This window comes from Psychrobacter cryohalolentis K5, assembly GCF_000013905.1.
Classification (GTDB): Bacteria; Pseudomonadota; Gammaproteobacteria; order Pseudomonadales; family Moraxellaceae; genus Psychrobacter; species Psychrobacter cryohalolentis.
This window is the reverse complement of sequence record NC_007969.1, coordinates 3048693-3059876: the sequence shown is the minus strand read 5'-3', so window position 1 is coordinate 3059876 and position 11184 is coordinate 3048693. Positions and strand designations below refer to the sequence as shown.

Genomic DNA, 11184 nt, shown 5'->3' with positions numbered 1-11184 from the left:
ATGAATTTATTTATAAAAATAATAAATAAATATTTATATAAATTGATATATAATTTTATTGATTTTTATCAAAAAATAATAAGTCCTATATTACCTGCTCGTTGTCGATATTATCCAACCTGTTCAAACTATGGTAAGCAAGCTCTAGCTTGGCATGGTGTTTTGAATGGGAGTTTACTGTTATTAAAACGCATTAGTCGCTGTCATCCATTAGGCGGACATGGAGTTGATTTCGTACCTCTACCTTTGGCTTCTTATCGCTATCAATACTTGTCCTGTAATCCAGTAGCTCATGGACAGTTTCATGGTTTTTATGTTTATCGAGATAATCATGGCTATGTTACTCGCCTAAATCATATGATGAAATTGACCTAAGACGTAAGCTTTACTAGGCGTTTCAGCATATCTACCTAGTTACCCACAAGTTATCCACACTGTTGGTATCATTTAGAATCGTTTTTTAGTAAAATGATGAACATTTTATGTGATTGACTGCTGACATTACTGTTCACTATCTGGGCCAATGCTGTGTGGTGGTCATAACACATGCCCTAGCTTTTTTATTCCCTAATTTTTTAATCTAGGAAAGGTTTATGCAAAAGATATTTCGGGTGATGATCATCATTGCGATGTTAATCACCGCTTATCTGCTGATTTTGGCATGGCGTGATGATTATGCAGATGCCCCAGCTGTAGACACGGTGCCAGAAACTGCAGCTTCAGTAGGAGCCGATATTCCTTCTACTAGCGGTGCAGCAGGTGATATTCCAGTACAGACGCTACCTGTCGACAACGGTACAGTTGATAGCGCTGTGACTGCTACACCTGCTACTGATGCAGGACTAATCACAGTCACTACTGATCGTTATGACATCAAAATCAATCCAGAAGGCGGTGACATCGTTTATGCTGCGCTAAAGCAGTATGATGCGACCCTTGATAGCGATAAGCCTTTTGTATTGCTAGAAAACAACAGTAACCGCGTTTACGTGGCTCAGTCTGGTCTGATTGGTCAAAATGGTATCGATACTGCAGAAGGTCGTGCCAAATACAGCCATACCGCTAACAATTACGTGATGGAAAAAGGCCAGCAAACGTTATCAGTGCCGCTTACGTATAAAAAAGATGGCGTGACAGTCACTAAGACTTTTACCTTTACACACGATAAATATCCTATCGATATCAGCTATAAGATTCAAAATGCTTCTACAGCGGCGTGGCAAGGTCAGATGTTTGCGCAGCTAAAGCGTGATGATAGCAAAGATCCCGGTATGTCTGATAAAGGTGCGCTTAGTATGGCAACTTATTTGGGCGGCGCTTGGGGTACACCCGATGATCCCTATAATAAGCTGAAGTTTGGTAAGTTTAATGATGGTGAATTGACTACAACCAGTGATAAAGGTTGGGTTGGCATCGTACAGCATTACTTTGTGTCAGCATGGACGCCTGAAAACTTTACTGGTAAATTCTTTAGCCGCGAAACCGGTGATGATTATTTTATTGGTTTTAATAGTCAGCCTGTCAATGTTGCACCAAACAAGCAAGTAACCTTAAATGCCACGCTATACGCAGGTCCAAAGGTACAATCTGAGCTTAAGGATGTAGCAGTAGGGTTAAATCAGACAGTCGATTATGGTCTGTTATGGCCAATATCAAAGATATTGTTTGGTATTTTGGATGGCATTCATAAAGTCATCGGTAACTGGGGCTGGTCAATTATTCTATTGACTATCTTAGTGAAGCTGGCATTGATGTGGTTCTCAAACAAGAGCTACTACTCGATGGCGAAGATGCGTGCGATTGCACCGCGCCTTGCCGCATTAAAAGAAGAGCATGGCGACGATCGCATGAAAATGTCGCAAGAAATGATGGCAATGTACAAAGAAGAAAAAGTCAATCCAATGGCGGGTTGTTTGCCGATTCTGATGCAGATGCCGATTTTCTTAGCCTTGTATTGGGTACTCGTTGAGAGTGTTGAGCTACGTCATGCACCGTGGATTTTGTGGATTCAAGATCTATCAGCGATGGATCCGTGGTTTATTTTGCCACTATTAATGGGTGCATCGATGTTTATTCAGCAGCAGCTTAATCCACAGCCAGCTGATCCGATGCAAGCGAAAGTAATGAAGTTCTTACCGATTATTTTCACCGCGTTCATGCTGTTCTTCCCAGCGGGTCTAGTACTATACTGGACTGTGAATAACTTATTTAGTATGACGCATCAATATATCGTCAATAAAAAAGTAGAAGAAGAGCAGAAGCTTCGTACGGTTAAGGTACTGGATTAATCATTTAATAGTTTAGAAGTTCAAAAAACCATCGCTACGGCGGTGGTTTTTTTATGCCCTTAATATCATATCTGGTATGAATACTTACTTAAGACTACGCCATAGTCGCTGCAGCCAAGCTAGATGATATTGGAAAAGACTTACAATGAGGAGATTACGCTCTTTAAAGATTGTTTTGTCAGTGTGCGTTAAGCCGTCTATAATGGAGTTTTTAGTTATTGAGAGTGCTTGTGGATTCCCAAGAGTTGGCGTTAGCCGCCCCTGAGTCATCAAAAAATCTCGGTTTGTCGAGTCTGCCTACCATTGCCGCTATTGCTACACCGCTTGGACGGGGTGGGGTCGGGGTTATTCGTCTGTCTGGTACACATGCGTATAGCATTGCTTGTACGCTGACAGGTAAGTCAGCATTTAAACCGCGCATGGCGAGCTTCTGCCGATTTTATCAAGCAGATGGTACGGTTATCGATGAAGGGTTGGTGCTGTATTTTAAGGGTCCGCACTCGTTTACTGGCGAAGATGTGATTGAACTGCAAGGTCATGGTGGCATGATTTTGCAAAATCAGTTGTTGGCACGTGTGTTTGAGTTAGGGGCGAAACAAGCAAGTGCTGGAGAATTCTCTTATCGTGCCTTTGATAATGATAAGTTGGATTTGGTACAGGCAGAAGCCATTGCAGATGCGATTGATGCTACCAGCGCTGCTGCTGCCAGCAGTGCTATTCGCTCCTTAAGCGGTGAATTCTCGCAAAAGATTAATCAGCTACTTGAGCAGTTAATTCATCTGCGTCTGCATGTTGAAGCAGCTATTGATTTCCCTGATGAAGAAGACGTTGATTTTTTATCAGATGGGGTCATACAAGGTAAGCTTGAACAGACACAAGAAAAAATCCAGCAGGTCTTGGCGACTGCTAAGCAAGGACAATTATTACGTGATGGTATTCATGTGGTGTTGGCAGGTAGACCTAATGCTGGTAAATCAAGCCTGCTCAATCGCTTGGCAGGGCAAGAGCGTGCTATCGTCACTGATGTGGCGGGTACAACGCGTGATACACTACAAGAAACCGTTGTCCTCAATGGTTTGACGCTACACTTGACTGATACGGCAGGCCTGCGCGAGACAGAAGACACGGTCGAGCGTATCGGCATTGAGCGCGCGCGGACAGCGATTGCTCAGGCAGATATGCTGTTAATGGTTTATGATGTAACCCGTGATCTTGAAGAAGAAAGTACCCCATTACAGCTCGCTGAGCAGCTATTTGGCGAGCTACCAGAAGCCAAGCGCTTGTTAATTATCGCTAATAAAAGTGATTTATTAAACAATAATAGCAGCAAAGAAATAACCTCTATTTCGCAACAAGAGATTCATAATCGCGGTTACGAGCAAGTTAATGTTTCATGTGAAACAGGCGCAGGTATTGATGATTTAGTCGAAACTCTGTGTGCTAAAGTAGGGTTTCATCCACCCGAAAATAGCTTGATAGCTCGTACGCGTCATCTAGATGCGTTAAGAAGAACGGCCGAATATTTAGCAGAAGCTCATGAGCAGCTAACCGTCTTTAAAGCGGGTGAATTAGTTGCTGAAAGTTTGCGTCAAGCTCAGCATAGTCTGGGCGAGATTACCGGGGAGTTTAGTGCAGATGATTTGTTGGGCAAGATTTTTGGCAGTTTTTGCATTGGTAAATAATCTTATTTACGGTTATAAATTTGAATGATGTAGCTGTAAAGATGGGATTATGACTCGTTTAATAGTGCTTCATATAAAGACAAGGAAAGCCGTATGCATTGCCCTTATTGTAATGCGTCAGAGACAAAGGTAATCGACTCGCGTCTTGCTGCTGAAGGTGCGCAAGTGCGCCGCCGTCGTTCATGTAATAGCTGTCAAGAACGCTTTACCACCTTTGAAGTGGTCGAAGTGGTGATGCCTCGTATTATCAAGTCCAGCGGTAAGATTGAGCCTTATGATAATGATAAACTACGACGCTCAATTTTATTACCACTACAAAAACGTCCTATCACTATCGATGAGCAAGAAGGGATGATTAGCCGGATTGAAAAGCGTGTACGGCAAATGGGTGAGCGTGAGGTCAGCAGTAAAGTCTTAGGTGAAATCATTATGAGTGAGCTTAAAACGCTTGATGATGTCGCTTATGTGCGCTTTGCTAGTGTTTACCGCGACTTTCAGGACATTGATGCTTTTCATCAAGAGATTGCCAATATACGACCTAATGAAAAATAAGCATGACCGATAGGCTTTTGATGCTTTCTTAAGCCTATAATTTATGCTGCTTCATGAAACCATTGATAATAATATCTCATCATTTATTAAGCCCTTTTTTATGTCAAATTTAGACCATTCTCAAGATGCGAAAGACCACTATTTTATGATGCTTGCTATTGAGCAAGCAAAGCTTGGCTTGTATACCGCTCGACCCAATCCTGCTGTAGGGTGTGTCATTGTTCAAGCAGAGGAAGTTGTCGGTCAAGGCTTCCATCCTAAAGCCGGTCAGCCGCATGCTGAGGTATTTGCTCTAAAAGATGCTGGTATAAGAACAGTTGGTGCTACCGCTTATGTCACTTTAGAGCCTTGTAGTCATACAGGTCGTACGCCGCCTTGTGCAAAAGCACTGATAGAATCTGGCGTCATACGGGTTGTCGTTGCTGGACTAGATCCAAACCCACAGGTCGCAGGTCGCGGTGTGAAATTGTTAGAACAAGCGGGTATAGCTGTGAGCGTTGGTGTATTAAAAACGCAAGCAGAAGCGTTAAATAAAGGCTTTCTAAAAGCCATGCGTAACCAAATGCCCTATGTGCGACTTAAGATTGCGACCAGCCTTGATGGTCGTACGGCGATGGCGACAGGTGAATCAAAGTGGATTACTGGTCCTGCTGCGCGCGAAGACGTACAAAAGCTGCGGGCGCAAAGTGGGGCTATCATTACTGGTAGCGAAACGGTTATTGTCGATAACCCTCAGTTAAATGTACGCTCTAACCAACTAGGTATAGCAATTGAAGAGGTTCCACATCCTAAAGTGGTGATACTTGATAGGCGAGGTCGTTTAAAGCATGATCTACAGTCTGACTATCAGTTATGTCGTCGCCCAGATACCCTGTATTGGCGTGAAGATAATTTAAGAGAGTTATTAAAGGTATTAGTCACTGAGTATCAGTGTTATGACGTATTGATAGAAGCAGGTGCCAGTGTTGCTGGTAGCTTCTTACAACAGCAATTGGTAGATGAGTTGATTGTGTATCAAGCGCCATGTCTGTTAGGGCAAAAAGCGCGAGCGATGGTTGACATTAACCCCTTATCGCTAGCTCAGCAGTTGCGTTTTGATATTCAATGTCATGAACAGCTTGGTTCTGATCTGAAATTGACCTTATTACCCATTTAATTGTTAATTATCTATCCACACTCTTAATGCAAGATATGATGGTTAGGCATAAATAATGATTACTAATATTAGTTTCACATGAAACTGTGTATAACTTTGTTCCACATGAAACTTTTGATTTTGATTAAATGTTATTTATATAAATAAATCATAGTAAAATCAATTACTTGTATTGTAGTGACTAGATATACAAATATTAAATGAAAACAATATTAATTGTGGATAACTTGTTAATAACTAAGGCTTTTAAGCTTATAGATAAGTGTTTTCCATCACTTATCCACAGTTTACCCCGAAATATATGTGATATAGCATATTTATTACTGAGAAAAGCTATCTATAACGACAATAAAATAATGAGAAGAGGTTGATATGTTTACCGGAATTATAGAAAGTGTGGGAAAGGTTAAGTCGATGCAACCTACAGGCGGCGACATTCGCTTGACGATAGAGTCTGATGGCTTAGATTTTAGCGATGTGAAGCTTGGAGACTCTATAGCTTCTAACGGTATCTGTCTTACGGTTGTAGATTTCGGTAGTAATCATTATTCCGTTGATGTTTCACGTGAAACTATAGCGCGAACAGCATTAGAAGATCTAAAGCCCGGTCATCTGGTCAATTTAGAAAAAGCGATGCTGCCAACCACACGTTTTGGTGGTCATATCGTCGCAGGTCATGTCGATGGCGTCGGGATAGTCAGTAAGCTACAAAAGGATGCGCGCTCTATTTATATCGAAATTGAGATACCAAAAGAGTTAGTACATTATACCGCGACCAAAGGCTCGATTACCCTTGATGGTATTAGCCTTACCACCAATTTAGTACGCGATAATATCGTGTCGCTCAATATCATTCCACATACTGCGCAAGTGACCAATATTGCTCAGCATTGGCTGATAGGATCTAAGGTCAATGTAGAGGTAGATATCGTGGCCAGATATTTAGAGCGTTTATTAAATAAGTCGCAGGGAACCAGTGACAATAGCAGCCCGCAGAGCAGTATTACTGAAGCTTTTTTAGCGGATAATGGTTTTATGAAATAAGACCTTTGCTACAACAGTCTTATTCTGCTGCAAATTTTATATTAGCAGTAAGTGAGAAGCATGGAAGCTATCTTGTTTTGGCATGGTTTTGTGTAAGTGATCACTAACATCCTTTATGAGTTTTAATGGTATTTTTTAGGGTTTAATCAGTGCTGTTAAGACGTCTTGTAGTTTATCCTTATTAATAGGTTTGGCTAAAAACTCATCCATACCTACCTTTAAGCACGCTGAGCGGTCTTCTTCAGTATTGTTCGCTGTAAGTGCAACGATAGGAATATCATCGCCTTGCGCTCTAATTGCCTGAGTTGCTTGCAATCCATCCATCACTGGCATCCGGCAATCCATCAGAATAAGATCAATCTCTTGACGCTGCGCTTGCAGTATATCTAATGCTTGCTGACCGTCTTCTGCCACCACGCTACGATAACCAAGTTTGGCGAGCATTTTGCAGGCAATTTTTTGATTGGTAGGACTGTCTTCTACCACTAAAATCAGAGGTGAGATGATTTCATTAGACCTATTATCTGCTGACACTACAACGCTGTCGTTATACTTAATATCTGCTGCTTGTATGAGTATCTGTCTGGTAGGAAGTGTTAAGCGCAGTAGCTCAGAGAGCAGTAAATTCACATCTAGCGGCTTGGTTAAAAATCCATCACATCTATCTAGTAGCATAGAAGCGATGCGGCGCTCAGACTTCATACTTAGTAATATCTTTGGTAGTGATACATTAGCCAATAAGTGATTTAATGTATGCTGTCTGTCAATATTGCTAGATAACGTATTTGCTAAATCTTCTTCTTTTATTTGTTCCTCTACCATATTGGCATGGATACTTTTTTCATCTTTCAGTTGATTAGATAAAGCAAGCGTAATGCTTTCATAATAATCGTAGTCGAGGAGCAATATTGGAGCGAGTGTACGCTGGTTTTGCATCAGTTCGTCGTTGAGCTGTTGTAGGGTCACGCTATCAGTAGATGTAAAAATAGTGACTGTTATAGATAAATGGGTACATAGGCGTTTTAGATGTTCAGCGGCAAGTGGCTGATTGATGATGGCAATAAGATGCAATCGCGTTAACTGCTGATTGAGATGGTATATGGGTTGATAGTTTGGATTTTGGCAAGGCAGATAAAGATCAAAGGTACTTCCAACATCAGGTGTGCTGTGTAACTCTATAAAACCACCCAATAATTTAGCAAAACTATGAGCAGTTGTCAGTCCTACATCTGCTTGACTGACTTGAGTATGAATTTGGCTGGCTTTTTGCGAGTAACTCGACTGGTCTAATTGCGTATTTTCTAGTTGAGCTGTTTGATTAAAATAACTATGAAGTTTATCTCTCTGGGTTGTCTCTAAGCCAATGCCACTATCTTGGATACTAAAGCGAACCCAGTCATGCGCTGGGTTTGTTTTTCTGTTGGTATTATCAGGCACTAATTTATTAGTTGTACCGTTCACTAAATCATTAACCAGAATGGTATTTTTGGCTGATAGTTGTTCTGTATTCACAGCTTCAATCGTCAGTACAACGTAACCTGAACTGGTATATCTAATAGCGTTATCCAGTAAGTTACGTAAGATTGTCTGCAGACGTTTATGGTCGGTATCGATGAGGCGAGGGCAATCAGGAGTGAAAAAGTATAGTAATTCAAGCCCATGTTGTCTCGCATCTTTTGTGACTAAATGACTGACATGTTGCCCTATTTTATAAATGTCGACAGTTTCAATATTCAAACGAGTTTTTCGAACTTCTATCTCCCCTATATCCAGCATCTCGTTGAGCATAATAAGCATAGCATGACTGGTTTCAATCAGAGTATTGACAATCTGGTGCTCTTTAACAGTCAAAACGCTAGTATCAATCGGTTCTAAAGTATCAATCATAGCCTCTAATGGCAGCCGTAAGTCATGACCCATACTTGATTTGAGTGCATTAAATTCATCAAGTTGTCGCTGTATTTCTATATTTTGTTGCTGCAGCTGTTCGTTTTGGCTTGTTAAATCATTTACATTATTCAGTAATACGGTAAAACCGTGAACCTGACCATGCTCACCAAACCACGGGGTAATATGTAGCTGATAAGCTTTTTTATTAGCCAGCCCATATACCATAAACGTACGCGTAACACGAAGACTTTCTAGTTGTTGCAGCAGTAACTGGGTGGATTCATCTTCAGTAAAAACAAAATCTGTTAATTTATAATTGCTGTCATTTTGAAAGGCTGTCGAAAATACTTGCTCAAAACGTTGATTAAAGAAGCTAATTTGACCTTGTCTCATAATCATCAGCATCGGTAGTGGGGCGTGATCAACCAAACGCTCTAGGCGATGCTTTAGAGTAGTAATATGACGATGATTGTTATGCAATTGATAGTTAATCCGACTAAGTGCATGACCCAATTGCAAAAATTCAGGCGTAGATTCTTTGCTGACAAACGGTGGTGGTGTATATGCCTCTTTTGCATGACTGCTTAAGTTGTCGGTATAAAGCAGTAACTGCACCCAATTGGCGCGGCGTTTTAAGGTATATAGTAGTGCCAAAGTAAAAAACATGATGGCGGTCATTAAAGGCAACCAATAGCGATAAGATACCCAGTTAACATCGAGCGGCTTATGACGCAAAATGGTATAAAATTTATGGCCGCTTTTAAGCTCGATGGTTCCGACTAGTTTTTCGTTGGATAACGTATAGGTGCTATGAGTATTCTTATTTGATAATAGCGAAGTCTCAATGCTTGGAAACATAATCCCCGTAAATTCAGGTTCATCAGCTTCAGTTTGATGGTAAATGAAAGTTTGGCCGGAGGGCATCATAAAAATCAGCTGATAACTGATTCCTGCCAAAAAAGGCTTTTCTACTATCTTTTTAACGGCAGGGTTTATAGGATTATTAAGCTCGGAAATTTGATACTGCAAGGTATGAAACGTCTCTACACTGTGCTGCTTACTCTCATTCTTCATCTCATGAAACATGATGAAATAATACAATGACAACATGGCGAGTAATGTCAAAGTATAGAAAGCCAACAGGCGTTGCAGAGACTGAAATTGTGGCATAAAGGCATGACCCTAAGTCGGCATAATAATACACAGTAAATTTAAAATGGTTTCGTTAGATTTTACTGCTATATTCTTTATTATTAGCCTACAACAAAGCAATAAACAATATTGATAGCTAGCTAGTATATGACAATGTGAAAAATGAGACTGAATCTTATTGCTATTATAAAGATAATCAGACGCATTAGTAGCGCTTGATTGTGGCTATTACAATCATGGCACAACGCCACAAACTCACCTATAATAGCTTTATTACTTATTAATATTGCCTAAACTATGACCACACTTGCTTGTACCCCTGATGTATCTCTTAATAATGATAACTTTAAACCGACGCGTACAGAGCCGTTAAAAGTGGTATTTGCTGGCACGCCTGAGTTTGCCGCCGTGAGTCTTGAGGCATTAATCAAGCAGCAACAGGCATTGAATATCAGTATTGTAGCGGTCTATAGTCAGCCTGATCGTAAAGCTGGCCGCGGACAAAAGCTGGCGGCATCTGCGGTCAAGCAAGTAGCATTGGCACATGATATCGCTGTTGAACAGCCAGAGACCTTTAAAAAATCAAGTATAGAAGGGGTAATAGCAAGGCAAACTTTGCAAGATTATCAACCCGATGTAATGATTGTTGCTGCTTATGGGTTGATTCTTCCTGTTGGTGTCTTGAATACGCCGACTTATGGTTGCTTAAACATCCACGCCTCATTATTACCACGCTGGCGTGGTGCAGCGCCTATTCACCGCGCATTATTGGCTGGTGATAGTGAGACTGGCGTTACTATTATGCAGATGAATAAAGGGCTTGATACTGGAGACATGCTTTATAAAGTCAGTGCTAGTATTGAGTCTGATGATACGGCTGCCAGCCTACATGATAAAATGGCTGAGCTTGGTGCGACCGCCATTATTACTGTGCTACAAGATTTACCACACTATCAAGCTCAGGCTATAGTACAAGATGACAGTCAAGCCAATTATGCTGAAAAGTTAGTCAAAAATGAGGGTGAAATTGATTGGACGCAGTCTGCCACTGTGATTGAACGACAAATTCGTGGCTTAACTCCTTGGCCTGGTGCTTATACCTTTTTGGCAGGTCAGCGTGTCAAAATTTTAGCCAGCTTGCCTGTGAATGCATCGCAACCAACCGATAAACAAGCAGGTACAGTTATTAGTGTGGGGCGCAAGGCAATTTTAGTCGCTTGTGGTAAAGATAATAATATTGATACTGATGTAAATAGCGAAAAACCTCAAGCCAGTACTTTAGCTGTTACTCAGCTACAGTTTGCAGGCAGCAAACCTGTGAGCGCCGAACAAATCTGCCATGGCAATCAGCTTAATGATGGCGACCAGTTTAGTAAAGAAACGAAATAACTCCATTTAGATATACCTAATCCAAATCGCA

8 protein-coding genes are annotated in these 11184 nt (G+C 41.0%); 7 read left to right on the top strand and 1 reads right to left on the bottom strand.

The genetic code is table 11. The annotated features are described in order from the left end of the window. The 6 genes from yidD (at nt 1) to PCRYO_RS12705 (ending at nt 6722) form a co-directional block, all read left to right on the top strand. Nucleotides 1–375 (top strand): membrane protein insertion efficiency factor YidD, encoded by a 375-nt coding sequence (gene yidD / locus PCRYO_RS13115; RefSeq protein WP_011514772.1) that lies wholly within the window; start codon nt 1–3, stop codon nt 373–375. Nucleotides 376–593: 218 nt separating this feature from the next. After that, nucleotides 594–2288: a membrane protein insertase YidC gene (yidC, locus tag PCRYO_RS12725; protein WP_011514771.1), complete on the top strand. Its 1695-nt coding sequence runs from the start codon at nt 594–596 to the stop codon at nt 2286–2288. A 245-nt stretch (nt 2289–2533) separates the two neighbouring features. Beyond that, complete coding sequence (gene mnmE / locus PCRYO_RS12720; protein ID WP_083759476.1) at nt 2534–3970, top strand: tRNA uridine-5-carboxymethylaminomethyl(34) synthesis GTPase MnmE; 1437 nt, start codon at nt 2534–2536, stop codon at nt 3968–3970. Nucleotides 3971–4063: 93 nt separating this feature from the next. After that, nucleotides 4064–4522, top strand: coding sequence for a transcriptional regulator NrdR (gene nrdR / locus PCRYO_RS12715; protein WP_011514769.1), 459 nt, complete (start codon nt 4064–4066; stop codon nt 4520–4522). 100 nt (nt 4523–4622) lie between these two features. Next, nucleotides 4623–5678 (top strand): bifunctional diaminohydroxyphosphoribosylaminopyrimidine deaminase/5-amino-6-(5-phosphoribosylamino)uracil reductase RibD, encoded by a 1056-nt coding sequence (ribD, locus tag PCRYO_RS12710; protein ID WP_041753649.1) that lies wholly within the window; start codon nt 4623–4625, stop codon nt 5676–5678. Nucleotides 5679–6050: 372 nt separating this feature from the next. Further along, nucleotides 6051–6722 carry a riboflavin synthase gene (locus PCRYO_RS12705; protein WP_011514767.1) on the top strand — a complete coding sequence of 224 codons (672 nt, stop codon included), beginning with the start codon at nt 6051–6053 and terminating at the stop codon, nt 6720–6722. 135 nt (nt 6723–6857) lie between these two features. Here the strand turns inward: PCRYO_RS12705 and PCRYO_RS12700 are convergent, their stop codons facing one another. Beyond that, on the bottom strand, nt 6858–9782 hold the full coding sequence (locus tag PCRYO_RS12700; protein WP_011514766.1) for a response regulator: 2925 nt from the start codon (nt 9780–9782) through the stop codon (nt 6858–6860). A 279-nt stretch (nt 9783–10061) separates the two neighbouring features. On the opposite strand from PCRYO_RS12700, the gene fmt reads away from it, so the two are divergent. Continuing rightward, the gene (fmt, locus tag PCRYO_RS12695) at nt 10062–11153 is read left to right on the top strand and encodes a methionyl-tRNA formyltransferase (RefSeq protein ID WP_011514765.1); all 1092 of its coding nucleotides are present in this window, start codon (nt 10062–10064) and stop codon (nt 11151–11153) included. Nucleotides 11154–11184 lie beyond the last annotated feature (31 nt).